13 protein-coding genes and 1 pseudogene are annotated in these 19,769 nt (G+C 37.3%); 9 read left to right on the top strand and 5 right to left on the bottom strand.

Annotation, left to right across the window (positions count from 1 at the left end; translation table 11 throughout):
• Positions 1-114: 114 nt before the first annotated feature.
• Positions 115-387, bottom strand: coding sequence for a hypothetical protein (locus Q9R23_RS08875; RefSeq protein WP_311246900.1), 273 nt, complete (start codon positions 385-387; stop codon positions 115-117).
• Positions 388-502: 115 nt separating this feature from the next.
• A complete protein-coding gene (locus Q9R23_RS08870) occupies positions 503-736 on the bottom strand; it encodes a hypothetical protein (RefSeq protein WP_311246899.1) in 234 nt (77 codons plus the stop codon).
• A 2,010-nt stretch (positions 737-2,746) separates the two neighbouring features.
• Here Q9R23_RS08870 and Q9R23_RS08865 point away from each other — a divergent pair.
• The 4 genes from Q9R23_RS08865 (at position 2,747) to Q9R23_RS08850 (ending at position 8,491) form a co-directional block, all read left to right on the top strand.
• Positions 2,747-3,085, top strand: a complete 339-nt coding sequence (locus Q9R23_RS08865) for a YolD-like family protein (protein WP_311246898.1) — start codon at positions 2,747-2,749, stop codon at positions 3,083-3,085.
• A gap of 347 nt (positions 3,086-3,432) precedes the next feature.
• The gene (locus Q9R23_RS08860; protein WP_311246897.1) at positions 3,433-4,011 is read left to right on the top strand and encodes a PBECR4 domain-containing protein; all 579 of its coding nucleotides are present in this window, start codon (positions 3,433-3,435) and stop codon (positions 4,009-4,011) included.
• 1,154 nt (positions 4,012-5,165) lie between these two features.
• A complete protein-coding gene (locus tag Q9R23_RS08855) occupies positions 5,166-6,185 on the top strand; it encodes a tyrosine-type recombinase/integrase (protein WP_311246896.1) in 1,020 nt (339 codons plus the stop codon).
• A 524-nt stretch (positions 6,186-6,709) separates the two neighbouring features.
• Complete coding sequence (locus Q9R23_RS08850) at positions 6,710-8,491, top strand: DUF4365 domain-containing protein (protein ID WP_311246895.1); 1,782 nt, start codon at positions 6,710-6,712, stop codon at positions 8,489-8,491.
• A gap of 983 nt (positions 8,492-9,474) precedes the next feature.
• Here Q9R23_RS08850 and Q9R23_RS08845 read toward each other — a convergent pair.
• Positions 9,475-12,006 carry a DEAD/DEAH box helicase gene (locus tag Q9R23_RS08845; protein WP_311246894.1) on the bottom strand — a complete coding sequence of 844 codons (2,532 nt, stop codon included), beginning with the start codon at positions 12,004-12,006 and terminating at the stop codon, positions 9,475-9,477.
• Between the two features lie 748 nt (positions 12,007-12,754).
• Between Q9R23_RS08845 and Q9R23_RS08840 the strand changes: the two genes are divergently transcribed.
• Both Q9R23_RS08840 and Q9R23_RS08835 read left to right on the top strand, forming a co-directional pair.
• A complete protein-coding gene (locus Q9R23_RS08840; protein ID WP_311246893.1) occupies positions 12,755-13,297 on the top strand; it encodes a hypothetical protein in 543 nt (180 codons plus the stop codon).
• Positions 13,294-13,518 carry an excalibur calcium-binding domain-containing protein gene (locus Q9R23_RS08835; protein ID WP_311246892.1) on the top strand — a complete coding sequence of 75 codons (225 nt, stop codon included), beginning with the start codon at positions 13,294-13,296 and terminating at the stop codon, positions 13,516-13,518. Before Q9R23_RS08840 ends, Q9R23_RS08835 begins: the two co-directional genes overlap by 4 nt.
• A 753-nt stretch (positions 13,519-14,271) precedes the next feature.
• Here Q9R23_RS08835 and Q9R23_RS15915 read toward each other — a convergent pair.
• The gene (locus Q9R23_RS15915) at positions 14,272-14,739 is read right to left on the bottom strand and encodes a LysR substrate-binding domain-containing protein (RefSeq protein ID WP_396136365.1); all 468 of its coding nucleotides are present in this window, start codon (positions 14,737-14,739) and stop codon (positions 14,272-14,274) included.
• A gap of 12 nt (positions 14,740-14,751) precedes the next feature.
• A complete protein-coding gene (locus tag Q9R23_RS08830) occupies positions 14,752-15,132 on the bottom strand; it encodes a LysR family transcriptional regulator (protein ID WP_311246891.1) in 381 nt (126 codons plus the stop codon).
• Between the two features lie 114 nt (positions 15,133-15,246).
• Here Q9R23_RS08830 and Q9R23_RS08825 point away from each other — a divergent pair.
• The 3 genes and pseudogenes from Q9R23_RS08825 (at position 15,247) to Q9R23_RS08815 (ending at position 19,760) form a co-directional block, all read left to right on the top strand.
• Positions 15,247-15,988: pseudogene (locus Q9R23_RS08825) on the top strand (SDR family NAD(P)-dependent oxidoreductase).
• A 137-nt stretch (positions 15,989-16,125) separates the two neighbouring features.
• On the top strand, positions 16,126-17,559 hold the full coding sequence (locus Q9R23_RS08820) for a hypothetical protein (RefSeq protein ID WP_311246890.1): 1,434 nt from the start codon (positions 16,126-16,128) through the stop codon (positions 17,557-17,559).
• Positions 17,560-18,683: 1,124 nt separating this feature from the next.
• Positions 18,684-19,760: a hypothetical protein gene (locus tag Q9R23_RS08815; RefSeq protein WP_311246889.1), complete on the top strand. Its 1,077-nt coding sequence runs from the start codon at positions 18,684-18,686 to the stop codon at positions 19,758-19,760.
• Positions 19,761-19,769: the final 9 nt, after the last annotated feature.

Raw genomic sequence — 19,769 nt, 5'->3', positions numbered from 1 at the left:
CACTGATACCACTGTTTCTCCTGCTTAAACATGAGAAAACACTACCTCGCTTGAAGGTGACGTTGTATGATCAATCAATGGTCGCGATCGTCGACGAAATGCGGCAGGCTGAACTCATAGTCCTCGCCCCCTCCGAATTGTGTCTGGAACACGCGGAGATTGTACTCCGTCCCGACCTCGCGGAGAGACTTCACCATCTTCCGTAATGGCATTGATGTTCTTGCTCGTCAATCGGGCGAATCCATACGTGAGCAGCGTCTTTATCCCGTCTTCCGCTGTCTGTGAGGTGTGGATGCCGGTTCCACCGTTCACGAGATTCTTGATCTCGGTCAAGGTGATGGGGTGCGACGTCTGTTTCTGTCGCCGTGTCTTGTGCTGTGCTTTCATCTCCATCCACTCCAGTCCATCGATTGATCACCGCGTTCCTTGGTGTCTCTTCTATTATACGAGGCAAGCGGCAGCGGATTTCATTGACGTAAAAAAAGCACGACCGAAGTCGCGCTCAATATTCATCGACCCGTCCTTCGTACCAGAGTTGGCCGTAGAGCGGTTCGTCGGAGTAACGGGCGTTGAACTTGAATTTCTTCCCACCGATCGTCCAGTAAAAATGCGGGAAACAACGTTTTTTCCAAATCCATGACCATTCGCCGATTTGATGAATCTTGGCTTTGCCGCGGGAGCGGAGCTTTGCCTTGAGTGCTTCGAGCAGACAATTGCTGTGCTTCGTGTTGTTCATGATGATTCCTCCTTTTGGTGTGATTCACATTACCAATCACAGTTAAAAAGACGAATCACGGAACGGTCACAAAGTCTATCCGAGTGCCGCAAGCATCGAAGGGATTGCGACGAGAAATCAGGCATCGATCAAAAAAATGGAACTTCTAAAACGTTATTTCGTCAACAAATGTCCTTTTTATCGCGTTTTTCGCAAGTACGGGTGTAGGGGGATAAACTCAATTACCGTTTACTTAGTCCAACATGGGTATCATTTCTCTAGCGATACCAACGATTTCGCTTTCGATATCCCACCGAAAGCAACGAATGACATCGCGCCTATTCGCATATCATGAGACAATGACGTACATGAGCAGAGCATGCTTCAAAAAGGTCGACGCTCCCGACGCATCCGTTCATTTTCCCAATTAAATATCATATAAGTATCATATTTTCAGCATGGCGATGTATAGAATACATGGAGAAAAGGGGGATGCTCTTCTGGGAAATCCTCAGACACCTTTTCCCGACTGCTCGGACGTCTGAGCGTGATATTCAGAAAGTTTGCGAAGTATATTGACTTTGAAACTTCTAATGGTTTCGATGAGGTGGTACTGGTGGTGACAAGCCATTTGGGTCACGCGGCGGCCTTTCATTTCGAGTTCCCAGTCCGGCATCTGCATTCGTTTCGAAATGCGAATCGCACCTGACCGGCCGACGAACAAGCAACGAACACCGCTAAACGGGTTCGTTAAAGCCGCGGAGCCACTTTGCTACGAATCAGGATTCTTCGATTTCGACACAATCATACAACTCTTTCTCTGTGAATCGCATTTCGAGCCGTTCGCGGTCACAGTTCTCATATATGCTCTAAATAGCTCTTGTGGAGGCGCCGCCGGTTCAGCTGGCCGGTTTCGGATTCTTCCACATCATGATGCTGATTTTTTGGATTCTTTTATATGTTGAAATATAAAGTACGGATGTTATAAAACAATGGATTCCAGGTAAAGAACTCATGGAGAAGACGAACAGGAAAGCGAATCTACGCTGGTGATAAGTTCGGTCAAACTGGACATTTCGTTTTCCGATGATGCCAGCCATACCAACGAAACGCAACTTGGATCATCTCTCGTTTACTCGACGTCGTTCATCAATGAGTCGAACTCCGGTCGCGGACCTGTCATAATTCAATCTATGATGTACTCGTGGAAGGATTCTTCAGAGGAACGAACGGTTGGATTGCGTTAACTCGGTTTGATTGGAGTATCTATTTTACTTCGAAACGGATCAATTCGTCCGTACGATGACCGTCGGAAGATGCTTATTTTTTGAGCGTACAAGGACGTAATTCCGCCATTTGGTGCGTTCCGTTATCTGTTCTCGAGACATTGTCCGACATCCGCAAAATTATTGTATGTAGTACAATGAAACACATGTATTATCAACGGCTTCAGGTAGGCAACCTGTCGCTAAAATTTCATGTATTTTTCGTTTATGCTTGTCAGCTAGAAAATCGCCTTCATAATAACGTTAATGAACGCGCACGAGAGTGCGCTTCCGCTTCATCAACGTTGGCGTATGCTTATGAAAATCAAAAAGCTAAAATTGTTGTTTAAAAAATCTCCTGTTTTTCCTATATATTGAATGCTCCTATCGTTACACGCGAAGGAAACCCGCTCAGTTCGTCCTAATCACACGACTGCAGCAAAGCCATTCGACGCAAAAACAATCGTCATTTTTTCTGAACGTGCAGAAATCGAGCGAAAACGAGCGAAATCCTGCAAAAATCTATCAAAACGAGTGCAATACCGTACTCTAATCGGCTGTAAACGGGCGAGACGTCGTCTGAGTGCCGCTGAGCCGACATGCACAAAACAACCAGACCCATCATACTAAAGGTACAAGTTAACGCGGTGCCGACGCCATCCTCGACGAGGTACCCGTTGCGAAGAGTGGGATTGCGGATCATGAATCCGGGGTATACAACAGGAACATGTGTTCCTATTTTTGAAACCCAGAGGAGTGACTCACAATGACGCGATACGTCGACCGCGGCAACTTGAAATGGATTCCGTTTCTCATGCCTGAACACAATGCGATGCTCAAACAGTATTACCGGGAAGTACATCAACTGGATGTCCCGAATTACGACGAGCGACTGGATCCACAAATCGAAAATGTGTTGAATGATGCCATCTTTAACGGAGGGCTCCTCCGCATCGTCGCGCATCGAAACGGGATCGAATTCAAATTCGATGCCTATGTTGAGAAACTCGACTACCAGACGGATAACATCACGCTACGCAAGAGTAACTTCCAAGAGGAAAAAGTAAGGTTCGATCAGATGATCGGAGTATCGAAAGTATTCTGAGTATATGCCCATCACGCACGGTGATTTCCGCACAATGCGCGGATTCATCGAAAGCGAATACGACACGAAAACGTCCGATTCAGACATAAAATTGTCGAAAATGGACAGAAAATGAGCGAATTCGCTTGTTTTGGTGGTCGTATTCGGGGTAATATACTTATAGAAGGATACAGGTACTATCCGGACCCGCCCAGGGGCAGCACGTCTAACGCGCTGATAAAACATACTGAGGACCATCCCGGCTGGTGATTGTCCAGTCGTACCTTACGTTTAATTCTCGGGAGTGACTCTGCTGATGCGGGGTCACTCTTTTTGCGTAGAATTCAAACGAAGTGAGGTCATTGATCATGACTAATGATAAATATTCGACGTTCAACCCGGACGTCACATTGCAAGAGCTGACGCTGATGTTCCGCGATATGCTCGTTAAAAAAATCTTGCATCTCGACGTGGCACATAAAGGCACGCCGATTCGCATCAAGTTCGACGAAGGTCATCTGAAGCACTTGCTTGGCCTGCAACACATCATCAAGTCAAAAGATAAGAAGTATCGAGCGGAGAACTTGTACCGCAGCATGCTCAATGGCAACTTCACGATGGAGATGCTCGAAGAAATGAATCCACAAGAATTTCGTAAACGATGGATGCGGATCCAGTGTTTTCAGCTCTTACCGGAGTTGCTGGAGAACGGGAAGTGCGGTGAAGGTACTGCTCAAGGTGATATGCGCAACATCAAGTTCTTCATCTATGATGAAGCGCTTGGTCGATACATCTATATGGGTATTGTGAAGGAAAAGACATCTGATTTTTACGTACCCGTGACGTTTGTCGAAGATGATAGCAACTATCCTCGATATGCGAACCGGAAGCAGGCACCGATCAAAGGAGTTACAATCTATGATCAGAACTCGGTGCTCGATCAATAGACACGCAATGAAGGACGTCGTCATGACGTCCTTTTACTTAGCGATGGAGCGTCTTGTATACTATTTAAACCTTGTGCCTTTGTTGTGGTGAAGTAGGAACCCAAGTATAAAAGTTGAACGACAAATCTTACGTCTGAACATTATACACATGTCTTTGAACGGGATGATCATCGTCATTTTACCAAACATCTGTGAATTCTTTCTCCCACATATGGATAGAGAACGGTCTGACATAAAATTGACTGACCATACATAAATGAAAAGGAAGCGACAATACATCTTTTCCCCATTCAGCCCTAGATTCACTAATCCTTAGCACTGATTTTCCGTATAAATGATTTTGCTCAGAGGTCCTGTAGACCGTCGTGAATCACGTCCATGAACGAATAGAGGGGTGGTCATCGTCCAAGTCGAAAAACGGATCCTTAGTCGATGTCGATTGATAATAAGTTCGTCGCGTATAGATAGACGGGTTCCTACAATAGCTTACTACTGCCAATAGCACCTTGCATACATCTATAGTATTAAAGAGGACACTCAAAACACATACGCTAGGAATATATGGAGCAAGGGGATACAAGACAAGAAACAGGAAACTCTTAGAGCCAAAAAACCTTGAAGTTATTGCATCTCTAGCTCGTAAGTTCAATCACTTCAGAAGCAGGCGAGAGACCCCTTCTTTTTCTTAAGAAGGAAAAGTCCTTCGTGTAGCCCCCTTACACGTCCCCGCCTCGTCTATCCAAATGATTATTCATGCCAGTACGATTTATGCAACTCAATCGAAGAAGAATTCTATAGATTATAAGATGGAAATTACTCCAGGACAGGATTGGTAGGCTAGAGGGTTGAGGTCAATCTATCTCACCTTTCTGAAGAACTATATCACTCTATCCAACTAATAATTGTGTTATGTACTTAAAATCACCCGCTTAATTCACTTGTGATAATTATCTGTTATCACAAGTAGTTATTTGTTATACTGTTTAGAGAGATATGATGTAATACAATTATTAATTAATTGATTACATTTTAAATACGTATGTATATAAGTCATAATTGAATGTAATACGTAAATAATCGGTATTTTACTTAGCAAATGAACAAAAAAGGTGTCAAAAGAGGAAGCGTTGAGCAGAGAGATCGGAGGATAGTTGATGAACGAAGAAGAAATGAACGAAATCGTGATTAAAGAAGAAGCAGCACTGGCATTTGCCGATAGCCGGGAAAAGCTACTCGCAGTGCTTGAGAACGATCATTTAAATATGGAAGCACTGAGCGATCTTGAGATCTTCGAACTGTTCTGGGCGACGGAGTTGTTTCCGATTTATAGTCAAAAAAGCCCGCATACGAAGCGGGCCTACAAACAAGATCTCGATTATATTCTCCGCTTCTTTGTGACGAAGACACAGGGCGTCAAGCAGCTGACGATCCTCAACCTGCACGAGTACTTAAAAGACGTCCATGACCAATATGCACCGCGGACCGTTAAACGACGCAACGCCATGCTACGACGCTTCTTGCGCTTCCTGCATGTCAACGATTATCATGCGCGCGACCTGTCGCTGCAGGTGAAGGACCAGATGAAGCCCGAGCCTCTCCGCCGCGAAATCGATTTTGACGAGATAGAAGCAATTGCCCTCGCCTTTCGTCACACCGTGAAGCAGAAAAAGAATCGCGAGCTGTTACAACTGCGTAACGAGACAATGGGCTACTTGTTATTGACAACGGGAATGCGTGCTTCTGAGTTACTAGCATTGCAGTTTAAACATGTTCAAGAATCACATTCAATGAGATACATCGAATTTAAAGGAAAGCTTGAAAAATGGCGGCGCATACCATTATCTCAAAAATCAATTCATCTCATCGATCGGCTAAAGCAACTAATGCAAATTGAAGGAGTAATGAATCCTCATATTTGTTTTAATATTCGTTCTAAAGATTCTTCTATATCATACGAAGCATTAAGACTTATCGCTCAATTAGCCTCTAAACAATTGACATCACAAAAAAATTCACCACACTGGTTTAGACGATCTTTTATCACAAAGCTATTAGCAAATGGTATTCCTTTATATGAAGTCATGAATCTTTCTGGACACAAATCCATCATGACCACTAATGCATACCTACAACAATTAAAAAAGGCTAATTTAATTGTGATACCTTATGATTAACATAAATATTCAGATTGTAAGTAAACTCTCATTTCGTAATTGAAATGAGAGTTTAATGTATATATCGACCGCTAAAATATTTAAAAAACCTAAGAATTTCAGGATCAATTGTTCATTTTTCGAAGTTCAGGAAAATGAAAAAAAGTATCGTTTGAAGTGTTATTTCAACTCTCATTAGTGGGGCCAACACATGCCATGCTTATCTTTTGCATCGCGAATATACGTTCAATTGTCTACAGGCTCTTTCGATACAGCGTACGATTCCACATTTATATATCTGAGTTGTTCGTATTAGTAAAAGTCTTTCAACTTTAATATCTTTTTTAGCTTTGTCGAACATTTTACCTAATTCTTAAAAACTAGTTTTTCTTAATGTATAATAGAAAAAAATAATATTGAAAATAAATTAAAGTAAATAAAAAAATAATTATATTAATTAGCAATTTATAATGATTAGTATATGAAGTTTTTTTAGAACTGATCTAAATTTTATTCATACAATATAGTTTAGAAAGGAAGTAAATATGTCCAAATTATCTAATTCTGAAATAGAGCGTCTTGCTGTTAATAGTATCCTTAACGAAGGAATTCGTCCAAATTCATTTTTAAGAATCGATATTCCTGTAGGTGATAAAGCTCCATCATTCGACGGATCGATTACTATATTTAAAGACAACAGCGACAAAACTGAAAGTTACATAAATGAAGTTCCTGTTCAAGTTAAGGGAACACAAGTAACTAGATTTAGTGAAAAAACCAGAACATTTAGTTTAAACACTACTCATTATGAAAATTTTTATAAAAGAGGCGGATGTTTACTTCTTGTTGTTGAAGTTTTAAATCATTACACAACTAAGATTTTTTACAGACATTTGCTTGCGATAGATCTTTATGAAATAAGTAGAGATTATGGTCATCAAGGGACACATTCAGTTCGCCTAAGGGAATTAGAGAATACTACACTTTATAATGTTTGTATGATTTTTTCTGAACAAATGATTTTACAACCTAAAGTGTTAATAGAGTCAAATAAATTAAAAGAAGCAAATTTCGAGAAAGTTATGTTGACAAGCCCTACATTTCATCCTAAATATTTTTCAATATCAGAAATATTCGATCACAGTTTTTATCAATATGGTATTAAAGATGATATGGAAATACCATTAAGAACTGTTAGTATGACATCTGTTTCTTTCCCAAGTATAGAAACAATCGAAATACTTGACAATAAAATTGAAGCTTTTATTGAAACAAAAATAGATGCTTCAAAAAATTTGAATATTAAGATTGAAAACACAGTTGAGATAAGAATCGACACAAAAACAAACAAAATAAAATTTATTGTTTTAAGAATTCATTCGATAAGTTCACAAATAAAAGTTCTTAAGATTTTGGAAAAAATTTTTGAAACAGGAATAATTCAATTCAGTAGTTTTTATGGAGAAATTGATAGAAAAAAGTTTGAAGAACAATTAATAAATTTAAAAAAAGATCTTGATTTTTGGAATTTAGCTGCTGAAATTTTCTCGGAATTAGGGGTTTCTTTAGATAACGAGTTTGAAAATTCAGATAACATATATAGTGAAATAAATTATTTGAATAAAATGATTCGCACGCATGATTATAGTAAAATAGTAGTGAAAAATCCTGAAAAACCTAGCTTTTTGACACATTATGTTGGTGGAATTTATTTAATACTTTTTTACAAAGCTTCATTAAATGATAAATTTACTAATCCGTTTACAGAATTTTTTTTAAACAATTCTTCGATAGCAATGATTGTTGATTCGCCACCAAAATCAATATTGATTAGTCCGTTTCTATTACTAGAGGAAGAAACTCTGATACACGCAAAAAACCTAGATTTTGAAATAATAACTGATTCTTACAAACTTATTGATCTAGAAAACATAGATTCAGTTTTTGGATTAATTAATAACTTTTGTTTACGGTGTTTAAAAACATTTGATTTGACTTCAGATGTAAGGTTTATAGATTTAATTTTACCTCTATTTTCAATATTAGAAAAAAATACAGAAATTAAAGATTTAAAAGATATTATATTTATAAACAAAATGCAGACTAACCTGAGAAAAAATGGCTCTTTTAATGAAGAAGAATTTTCTTCGATCCTTGATTTTAAAATTAGTACTACTATTGAAGATAATAAAAATATAGAGCTTATTTTTTGTTTAAATGTATTATTAAACAATCAAAGAGAAGCTAAACACTTTTTTGACCTTTTTACTGATGAACAAAAAAATGTATATGAAGAAATGCCTATTTTTACTTATTTTAAGAATTAATCATTCTTCATTAATTTAAATAGAAAGTAGTGATCAAGACTAAGTAATTGTCTCGTCGCCATATATGAATTTGAAAAGTACTTGACATCGTTGAAACTACTTTTATGTGATTGGTCACTTGGGAAATAGCAGTTGAATTGATTAAAGTGTCCAACTAAAAGGCATATAGACAGGTTTCATTTATAGCCGAAAAAGATTGATTGTCAGCAAAAAATATAGCGCACAAATAATCGGACTCTGCTGTTTTAGTCAATCACTGATAATAACTATTCTCCACTCTTTTCGACTTAGAGTAGGACTTAAACATGCGGCTTGGTGATACAACAAAACGCCGGATTAAAGATAAACTAACGCTAGCATTTTCCGACAGCAGTGAGAAATTACTGGCTGTGATCGAGAATAATCACTTTAACATATAGGCACTCAGCGATCTCGAGATTTTTGAACTATTCTGGGCGACGGAGTTATTTCCGATTTATAGTCAAAAAAGCCCGCATACGAAGCGGGTTTATAAACAAGAAATACTTTAAGAGAACGTTCTTATACTATAGGGGTGTTTTCAGCTTTTATTACTTTAATTGCTATGATTTTAGCAGTTTTATCTTTATATGTTTCTACAGTAGGTCTTAGTGATAGTAAAAAAGATGGAGCTTTAGAATTCCTAAAGAACATTATTTCAATTTTTTTCTGATCATTTTATTATTGTGTTTTATTAATAACTATGATTTTATTAATCAAAAATAAATATTCAAATATTAAAGACTAGGTATATTTGTTTAAAACTATACTATTATGCAAAACACAGATAATTCAAAAAAAAAAATTTCACTTAATAATATTGAAAAAAGGGAGAAAGATTTCCATAGTAACATTGGAAATCTTTCTCCCTTTCAATTAGGGAATTATATGCGTAATAGAAACTTTATTTTGCAATACAGTTGTAAGATAAAACTGATTACCATTTCAATTTTTTAATATATTTTTTACGATTTACTCATTGCACGTCTAGGTTCTTCGGAATATTCATCGTTTAGAAAATCTTTAACGGTTAAATTATACTTTTCTAATAAGCTTTGAATTGTTCTTTCCGATAAATCGTTAAGTTCAAACGCTCGAAACTCTCTATAAAATCTCCTTACATTTCCAACTAATGCATATAATTTATTAGATTTCATGATTTGAACAGATTCATTAAACCCTGCTGCACTGGATATTAATCTGGTAGAAATTATTATTATATTCTTTCTATTTCTATCCCCATAAACTCTTTCAAACCAAGCACACGCATTATTCATTTGACCAGTTTCTTCTTTATTTATTGAATCTCTATCTACTTTAACATTATTTTTACACTCAATAAGCAAAAACGTATCATCATTTATTTTCCAAAGATTATCGGGTCCTTCTTTCCATTCTTTATCCGGTCTTTGACTTTCAAAACCTAACATTTTGGCTAATTGATCTAACGACTGTTCAAAATTATCCGAAGATACACCGAATTTTAATTTACTTAAAATACTATCTACTTCTACAGATAATTCATTATAATCTTCAAATTTACGAACCCAATTACAAATATTTTCTATTCTTTTTAAACTCAAAGAGCTAATTTTACTAATTTCCATTCCTTCAATTGGCTTTAATAAATATCTATTCTTTTTTTGTGCAATAACTTGCAATCTATTTGATTCTAATTTAGAAAAAGGATAGTAGTATCTTGCCATTTCTTGAAGGTACCAACCTCTTTCTTCATCTGTTTTAACATATGAATCAATTATTGTTTGGATTGTTTTAGCAGCTTTTTGATGTTCTCCGTTATAATATTGCTCTTCTGCAATTCTTTCTAGTTCAAAAATATTTAGAGTATCATGAGTTGGTTGAATTAGCCCTACTTCATTCATTCTTTCTGTATAAAATTCTTTCCATCCTTCATCCCTTGTTAAAGATTGATTAAGCAATTCTCCAAGAGCTCGCTCAGGTTCTTTCCCCTGTTTAATATCTTCTTTTGCAAACTCAGCAATTTCTAAGCCTAACTCAATTTGAGTTTTAGTCTGGGTAGAATAATTTTGTCTAACCTCTCGGTTTCTTACAGCCTGTACTAATTCTGACCCTATTAAAATAATTACACAATAGTCCTTTTCGCCTCGAACAGCTCTACCCAAACCTTGTTCAATTGTTTGGGTTAATTTTTTGTTCGCAACTATGCTGTTTCCGACTGTACTTTCAAGATACCTATCAAATAGGGAGGACGAATATGGTTTAGAGTCAATTATTAGTACTCTACAAGTGCTATCAGGTAAATCTATACCATCATATCTATTTGCTATCACAAGTGTTCGATCAAACTTCTTTTCTTTTAGATTCCCAATGTCGGTTACAATACTATCTTTAGTTGCTATATTTGACTTATAAGCTTTCCAATCTTTTGTGTACTCAAATCCAGGAACTAAAGCTACCATACCGAAATTCTTTTCTCTTGGCTGACCAAAAAACTTTACCATTTCAGTTCTAGTTAATGATTCGTCAATTAATGACGGAATGAGAATCATTTTTTCCCCAGACCATTTTTCATTTTGAATCGATAGTGGATTTTTTATAACTTCCAAATTCAAACCTAATCCTTTGATTAAAAAAGAATCATCAGTAATTGTAGCCGACATAAAAATCCGGTGACTTGCTTTAAAAAATGATCCAAACATATGCAATGGGTTTTTATAAGGTGCTATCTCTAAGCTTTTACCAGATATAACACATTGACACTCATCAATAATATCTTTTAACACTGGCCAACTGAATTTAATATTTTGATTATCACTATATTTAGAAAGAATATCCGAAACTTCCTTATGTAGTTCTTTCCATCTCCAATATGGTATTAAGGACAATGCATCAAAAGAGTTTCTTTTGATGTCAGCAAAAGTACCTGCTCCTTGATTTTGAATATCATCTGAGAATAGTTCAAAAATTTCTTGGTATGCATGAGAACCTTGAGGTAGAGTTATTTTAAAAGAATTTTTAATTACTTCAATACAGGCATGAGCGTCATCTAAGAGTATTGTTGCTACTGGAAGTGATTTTGCTCCAATTTTAAATTTAGTTTCGCCATTAAATAACTTTTGAACAGTCGTAATCAAAATTGCATTAGAATCTATAAACTCATCTGGAAATTCTTGATTATCCATTCTTACAAACTTGATTCCAAAACTTAAGGCCTGTTCACATGCTTGATCTACAAGCTGATGATTGTGACATAAATACAACGCTGGACCTTTATCTTCATTCAATTTTGATTGCAGCATTAATAATCCAGTTATTGTTTTCCCCTGTCCTGTATGCAATTTCATAATGACATCTTTTTTATCTTTAAAATCAGTAAACCATCTTTCTAAAATTTGTGTTTGAATTGGTCGTAGTGGACCTTTTTCTGATGTCCTATCTAAAGTTTCATAAATTTCAATTGGATTAACTTTCTTTTCAATTACTTTTTGATTTAATCTGGTTTTAAAGTTTACCATCATAACCTCCAAATTTATAATATAACTTTAATATACATTAAGAACCTTAAATAATCCATTTTTACATTAAATTTTGGCATAAATAAACAGTGAACTCTAAAGAATCCTTAATGAACAAAGTTCGATAGAACTTTGTTCATTAAGGATTCTTTTTGGGGAGTGTCAATAAAGTTTATTAATTTACAGTTACGTTTTGTATCAACAATTTTTTTTAGCATGCTTACCTTTTATGATTTCTTCATAAATAAACTATATTTATTTATTTATATGCTGTAGTGACTTGGGGGATTGAATCATTGATGTTAATGATGTCGTATAACTAACTTGTTCTACATAATTAATTTAACGACCCATTTAATCGTTAATTACAGCGCCATTTCAATTCATATGCATAAATTGTTTGCCTTAAAAATTATAAGTATCTCAATCTCATTTAATGTTCTTATTTCTTTTTAAATTAGGCGTACTATCAACAATTAATTGTCTTCAGTGAAATAAAAGCTTTTTTAGCGTAAGCGTCGAATAATTTAGCATTTTTTATTTCGATTCCGTACGGTGTAAGTTCATTCCTTCAATTAAAAATATTGACAATTTTTGAGTAGAAAATGCCTGTATTTTATTAAAATTAGTATTTGAGCGTTGCAGGCACTTTGTCAGAAAAGAAGTATAAATTACTAAACCTATTATTTCTTGTAAGTATGTACAATAGACATACAGAATACATAATATTATTGAAGGAACTGAATTTATGAACATCCGAAAAGTATTATTTCTCGTCGTAATTGCTTTTGTCTATCTTTTACTCTTCACTATCACCTTTTGGAGTCTCATTGGCTTGTTGATCTCAGCAGTTGGTCTATACTTTTACTTTAAACCAAGGCTTCGAAATCAAGTGAAGTACCCAACCTTTGTCGTTTGGTTAGGCGTATTCATTGCTTTTGCAATTTCTATCTATATGGTAGACAGAATAAATGAGCCTCAAAAAATAGAAGCCGGGTCTTCTACCAAGGAAACAAAGATGTTGGAATCATTAAAGATAGAGTCAAGGGAGTTAAAAACATCTTTAAAGGACACGCAACTTAAACTAAAAGAGCAGCAACAAGAAACGAAAAAATTGAAAGAAGAGTTAGCACGAGAAAAAGAGTTACGTTTGCAAACCGTTGAAAGCTACAAGGAAGAAGCAGACAAACGTGCTGCTTTAGAGAGTAAGCTCAAAGAAGAAGAGACGAAGCATATTGCTGCAAAAGAGAAAATTGACGAACTTGAAGCCTCTTTAGCAAGTAGCGAATGATAGCTGAAGATGAGAGTATATCTGATGAGGATTACGTAGATGAAGCAGATACAGAAGTAGCAACTGATCTTGAATACGATCCTTCTGGAGCAGATCGCGACTGTGGTGATTTTTCCAGCGCCCAAGCCGCTCAAGATTTTTATATAGCTGCCGGAGGTCCTGCAGTTGATCCCCATGATTTAGACCGCGATAACGATGGAAATGCATGTGATTGGAACTGATGTCAGTATTAAATCTCTTTCGTACTTTGAACTGCATAAATTCCTCTTTTATTCAAATTCAACTTTATTTTATTTAAACAAATTAAAACTGATATACGATGAATAAAACCGTAGAAGATATCAAGCATACCTTCTCTATTGAAGAGTTTTTGGGTCAAATTTCTACCGCTTTGTTTCGATCAATTGGTTGTCTTATTCATTCTAAAAAGTGTGCGCCGGCGCACACTTTTTTATTACATGACTTATGGTAATCCCAAAAGGCTCGCAATTTGTGTCTCGAATAGCACATGGGAGAACATTCCATCCATCTTCCATCAATCCACTTTGTTCTTCAAACGATCAAATCATCTCATTAAAAACTGTATTCTAGAGTGCACGTTATCTTGTTTCACGTGAAACATCTTTATCCATTCGAGGTTTTTGATTATTATGTACCGTCCTTAAACTCTTCTCGTCATATTTTATGGACATCGCGATGATGATCTTTAACCTCTTCACTTCAGTCAACTCAAGAATAAATGACACATTGATAACTAGTCGTTTTATTTTTGGAAGTTAAATTAAACTTCAGCTATTCCTCATGACGAATCAATTTTTAATGTTGAATATGGTACGTGAAATAACAAAGGGTATGCACTGGCGCATACCCTTTGTTATTTCCCTTTCACTTTTGCGGAATACTTATCTTTTTCATACTTAGTTTTAAATTTCAAATTCAAATTGCCCTCTATTTTACATGATCATACATTAATCTTATACGTTTAAAGATAATGATTTTATAAAGCGAATGAACTTCTGCAGACTCTTGCTACGTTTCTTTTTCAGGCTAACTATAAATTCTATTCGTACAGGCATAGATAAATCAGATTGGATGATTCCCTGCATCGTTTTTCGATTATCTAAAATCCGCTTCGGTACGACACTCATGCCCATTCCTGACTCTACAGCATTTAGAATAGACTCGAGTGTATCGAACTCCATTATTCTAGAACCTGTATATCCCTTGTCCTTCGCGACTTCAAATGTTTTGTTTCTGTACATACACGTAGTGTCACTATTGACGATGAGCGTCGGGCATCCATCTTCTTCAAACTTGAAGTCCTGAGGTGATAAGACTACTATATCTTCAGTTAAACTATGTACGGACTCAAAGCGTTTTTCGTCGAATAATCCGTTGACAAACACGCCATCTATTTCACTATAGAAGAGCATTTCCAGCAATCGTTGCTTGTCTTATGTCTTCATCGACATACCAATGTCATCGTTCTCTTTCATGAAGAGCAAAAAGAGTTTTAGAAGCAACGCCTCCGATATAGTCTGTGTTGCAGCGATGACCAAGTATTCTCTCCATTTATTTTTATTGATTGCGGATTTCGCATCCTGCATCAACTTTAGGATGTCCTCAGCATATTGGTACAGCGTAGTCCCTTCTTCTGTCAATTTCACTCCACGATTACTCCGAATCAGTAAACGAGCACCTAGCTCGTCTTCAAGAAGCTTTATCCGCTGACTGACGTTCGATTGAACATAACCCAACTTCTCAGCTGCTTTCGAAATCGAATGTATATCTGCTACATGCTTGAAAATCAATAAATCCTGGGTATCCAATAGCATCATTTCTTTCTGACATCACTCGTAGTGATATCCCGTTCATTATCAAGAATTATACTCTCGTCTCGAATAGAAGCATAATGATATCAATCACATAGGATGAGAGGAAGATTGTCAATGAATTTGAAAGATAAAGTAGCTATAGTGACAGGAGCTGGATCCGGTATAGGGCGTGCAACAGCGCTCCGTTTAGCCGCCGAAGGAGTAAATGCTATCGTCAATTACAGTCAGTCTGAAGAAGGGGCATTAGAGGTCTTAAAAAAAATTATGAACGATGGTGATGTGGCAATTCCTTATCGAGCAGATGTCTCAATAGAACACGAAGTTCAGGATATGGTCACCCATACCCTCATGGTGTTTGGAAAGATTGATTTTTTGGTGAACAACGCAAGCATCACGTCTCAGATCCCCATGAATGAACTGGATGAAGTGACCGGAGAGGTATGGGATTCTCTCTTTACTGTTAATGTAAAAGGTATGTTCCACTGTGTGAAGACGGTCGTACCACCACATGAAAAGACAATCCGCAGGTGCAATCGTCAACCTAGGGAGCGTAGCCGGAGTGAACGGGATCGGTTCTTCTATTCTTTATGCAGCCACTAAGTCAGCCATTCATACGATGACACGCTCACTTGCTATCTCACTCGCATCTGACATTCGCGTTAATTGTATCTCTCCGGGAACGGTCACCACGCGTTGGTGGGCTGGGACTGAGGGACGGATGGATGGTTTAGCAGGTAATCTTCCCTTTCAGAAAATCTCCACACCGGAGGACATCGCGGAGGCTATTCTATTCCAGTTGACACAATCGTCCATAACGGGACAAGTCTTCGTGATTGATAACGGCCAAACGCTCTAAAGTTTAAATATTGTAAGATAGATCTAAACCGATGTCTTTTTTCATAAAGTGTGCGCCGGCGCACACTTTTTATCTAATTTCCCCACTCTTCTTCAGACATGCTATGCTAGCTATATCGAATTAAGGGGGCGTGCATTATGGACTCTACCTCATCCGTCCAACATAGACAACTTGTTGTATCTCAAGCAGCAAAGACATTGCTCGAGAACGATGTGACCGAACAACTAATCTCCATTGATATCATGGATGTCGAAGCCTATGTCAATCAACTCTATGAAGAATATTATGAATTTCAAAATGAAGAAGATGTTTATACCAAGCTCCGTTATTATTCCTTTAAGAAATTAAAACGGCGCTGGGTACGGGCAGCCGTAAAAAACTATGTAGAGAATAAAGGTCCGATGAAAGAACTACGAGGACTTCATAAAATGTATCTTGAGTATTGGGACATTGCGGGCAAAGAAGGATTTCAACGAAAGTTCTCAGCTGATAGTGTTGAAAAATTGATGCAGGAACACATACAGGAACTTGAGGAATGGGCAGAAAATAATAACTTGCTAATTCATACGTATCCGCATTGGGGACAAAAAACGAAGAACCAGCAAACGACAACGATGCGGACCGATATTCTAATGGTTATTGGAGAGGTTGCGAAGGAATTGAAACGTGCGCAACCAAAAGCACACGTTGCCACTTCTACCTCGATTACGGTACCGTTCTTTGGAATCGCTGATCGCATGAAAAATACGACGGAAAAGTTTAATCAAGGAGAAGGTATGTTGACGGACTTATCTCTTGATCTCCACGACTTCTCCGCTGTCGTTCCTAAATACAAACAAGGTATTCCGGCAAATTTATCCGTTCTCGTCAGTAATGAGTTTCTTGCAGAACTCGACGGTAAAGTCCCGGATCTTGATGCTCGTGATTTTGAGGCCTTTAACGAAATTTTGTCATATCGCGATGTAACGTTTCAAACGAGTCGAAAGATCGTCTTCCCAATCTCAAAACTTGTCAAAAAGATTTATGGAAACGATAGCGGGAAAAGCTATACCCTCACAACCCAACGTCTTGTAAAACTCGGTTATTATCGCGTAGCTGTTAGAAATGAGGAAGGGGACCTTTCGATCTTTGGTCTCTTCTCCTCGGTTAAAATTAGTAATACCTCTTCTGTTAAGCGGGACACACAAATCACTGTCACTGTCTCAGAGGAAGTCTATGATGATTTATTAAAACAACAGATCATCAGTATCTATGGAGAGCAAATTGAGCGGTTAAAAGGAACATTCGCTTATCATCTCTCCTTTGTACTTCAAAAGGAGCGACTTAACTCGTATCAGTTAAACGAAGCAATGCCTGCGAAACGGCATTGGCGTCAGTTTACCCACTCGATTCGATTTAATAAGAGTCGAAAAGCAGAAAACTTGAAAGAGCTTGAAACTAACTTGGATCGTATCAAAGAACTTGATTTTATCATTCAAGATTGGCATCGGTCCGGTGACTACTATTTCTTATACTTCCATCCCTTGGAACGCTGGGAACATGATGATCGCCGCAATGCCCTTCTCCTATAAGGAATATCGAGCAGATCAATAGAAAGTAGTCTTCTTCCATTCTTCATAGATTCAAATAAAAGAGCGTATGAGATCATGAATCTCGTACGCTCTTTTGAATACTAATTATGATTCTCCTTGAAACTAAATGAAAGTAATAAGCGTTTTAACTCATATGCCTAACCTACATTGTCTTTGTCCTATTAAATCGAGATTAGCTATCGTGTCATGTTGCCACTGAAAAATATGGTCGCTTTATGATCGCTTTAATAGCAATACAATAATCAAAAATAAGCAGCATCAAGCAATCAGCTGTGCTCATGTATATTTCGCTAATCACAATCATATATTTATATAAACGATCATACCAAAGGATCTGTAATGTAGTACCAACATAGATGGTCGTATATGAAGTAACATATACAAAATAGGAACATATGTTCTATTTGGTTTTTCTATTTTTCTCCTTTTTGTAAGAACTCACATATTATTGAATGTCTTATTCTCAAGAATATCTATTGATCGTACATGTCGAATCGTGTCGGAAAACGACCATTTTTCAAATTCAGACGATATTTACCGTACTGAAACAGCACTTTTTCTTATAATTTCAGCATTTTTGTCGGATTTGACCGTACCGAAACAACACTTCATCGATTTAGGTCGTCGATCACCGTACCAAAACAACAGTTTTATGTTTTGGGTCGTTGATTCCCGTACCAAAATGACCATCTTGCACTTTAGAACACCTTTTAAAAATTATTTTAAAGCGACTATCCTATCCATTTGGTCGTCATATACCGTACTCAAACAACACTTTTGGACATTTTAGTCGCTTTATCCCGTACTGAAATGACACTTTTGATCATTTGGTCGTTATGTACCGTACCAGAATGACATATTGCATCGCTACATGTATGAATTTACTCAAGAAAAACCTCTAGAAAGCGCATCATATAAGGATTTTAGAGATTCTGGTCGTTTTTGACCGTACTGAATTGACATCTATTTTTTACTTGAAAATGGCTTCACATCAACGTTTTTAACACATTGGTCGTTTTTGACCGTACCGAAACCGCGTTTTGACAGTTCCTTTTCTGAACAGGATACTAGTAATAATAGTTCAGAGTAGGGGAGGTGTAGGTATGTCATTTCAACATGAAAATCGTCATGTATTGGTCGCTAATAAATTACTGATCGCGATGAGCGGCTTAACACGTTGGACAAAACGTCAAGACAGTTTCTTATATGAACAGCATCACTATAACATTCCAGGACCTTTCCTGGCATTGAAGTGGACAAAATCTCGTATTCGTCATTTGTTGACGCTTTTATCGCATTGCGATGATCAAGGTGTTCTCTCATTGATGGAAAGTGAAGCATTGGCTCACTATGCGCATACGTCAGTTCGATCGTTACACAATAACCTACGCCTTTTTGAAGCAGTTGGACTTATTCGATACTCGATCCATTTCTCGGGAGTTGTCACCATTGAACTCGTAGATTATCTTGAAAACTACCGTGATCTTTTTGAAGAGAGTGGTACGTACACATCGAAGACCGGTTATACGTCTCTTTGGTGTGGGATGGTGCGCCAACTGATGGATATTGAGCATGTGAATATCCTTCGCGTCGCGTTACGTGCCCTTGTGCAGGTAGAGCGAGATGTGAATGTTCAGTCTCAGGAGAAAGCGACTTTAACATATGATGAAGTACGTGGATTCTTACCGCGTTACTGTGGACACCGTTTGGCTGTAAAAGGGATGCTTAATCAACTATCGCAGTTCTTTAATGTACATTTGGTTGAGAATACGAAAGATTTCTTATCTGCTGTCAAAGAGAACGTTTCGCTTAAGAAGCGCATACATACCGTAACACGTCCTTTAATGTTTCACGTGAAACTTGAAGACCAAATTAATAGCAAGCGCATCCGGGAAGCGGAACGGGCGAGTACGTTGATCAGTTGGTTCAACCTTCGAGAAGTCGCTCGTGACTTCGTAGACTTCGATGCATTGGAAGTTCCGCAAACCTCGCTGCAATCGTTAAGTGATACGTACGGATTTGCTGCATGTGATGCAGTCATTCGTTCGATTCGAAACGATTTCTACCAATACGGGGACCGTCTTGAAGATGCAGAACTCTATCGCCTCTTCTTTGAATCACCAATTCTCTATCTAAATGAACGACTCCGAGTCGTATCGGAAAAATTGGCCATTGCATGATGGTCTATT

This window comes from Exiguobacterium sp. BRG2 (assembly GCF_031844245.1).
Classification (GTDB): Bacteria; Bacillota; Bacilli; order Exiguobacteriales; family Exiguobacteriaceae; genus Exiguobacterium_A.
This window is presented reverse-complemented; position numbering and strand designations above follow the sequence as displayed.

Coding starts and splice junctions, on each gene's coding strand:
- Q9R23_RS08875 (WP_311246900.1), bottom strand. CDS start 387: ATGAAAGCACAGCACAAGACACGGCGACAGAAACAGACGTCGCACCCC.
- Q9R23_RS08870 (WP_311246899.1), bottom strand. CDS start 736: ATGAACAACACGAAGCACAGCAATTGTCTGCTCGAAGCACTCAAGGCA.
- Q9R23_RS08865 (WP_311246898.1), top strand. CDS start 2,747: ATGACGCGATACGTCGACCGCGGCAACTTGAAATGGATTCCGTTTCTC.
- Q9R23_RS08860 (WP_311246897.1), top strand. CDS start 3,433: ATGACTAATGATAAATATTCGACGTTCAACCCGGACGTCACATTGCAA.
- Q9R23_RS08855 (WP_311246896.1), top strand. CDS start 5,166: ATGAACGAAGAAGAAATGAACGAAATCGTGATTAAAGAAGAAGCAGCA.
- Q9R23_RS08850 (WP_311246895.1), top strand. CDS start 6,710: ATGTCCAAATTATCTAATTCTGAAATAGAGCGTCTTGCTGTTAATAGT.
- Q9R23_RS08845 (WP_311246894.1), bottom strand. CDS start 12,006: ATGGTAAACTTTAAAACCAGATTAAATCAAAAAGTAATTGAAAAGAAA.
- Q9R23_RS08840 (WP_311246893.1), top strand. CDS start 12,755: ATGAACATCCGAAAAGTATTATTTCTCGTCGTAATTGCTTTTGTCTAT.
- Q9R23_RS08835 (WP_311246892.1), top strand. CDS start 13,294: ATGATAGCTGAAGATGAGAGTATATCTGATGAGGATTACGTAGATGAA.
- Q9R23_RS08830 (WP_311246891.1), bottom strand. CDS start 15,132: ATGCTATTGGATACCCAGGATTTATTGATTTTCAAGCATGTAGCAGAT.
- Q9R23_RS08820 (WP_311246890.1), top strand. CDS start 16,126: ATGGACTCTACCTCATCCGTCCAACATAGACAACTTGTTGTATCTCAA.
- Q9R23_RS08815 (WP_311246889.1), top strand. CDS start 18,684: ATGTCATTTCAACATGAAAATCGTCATGTATTGGTCGCTAATAAATTA.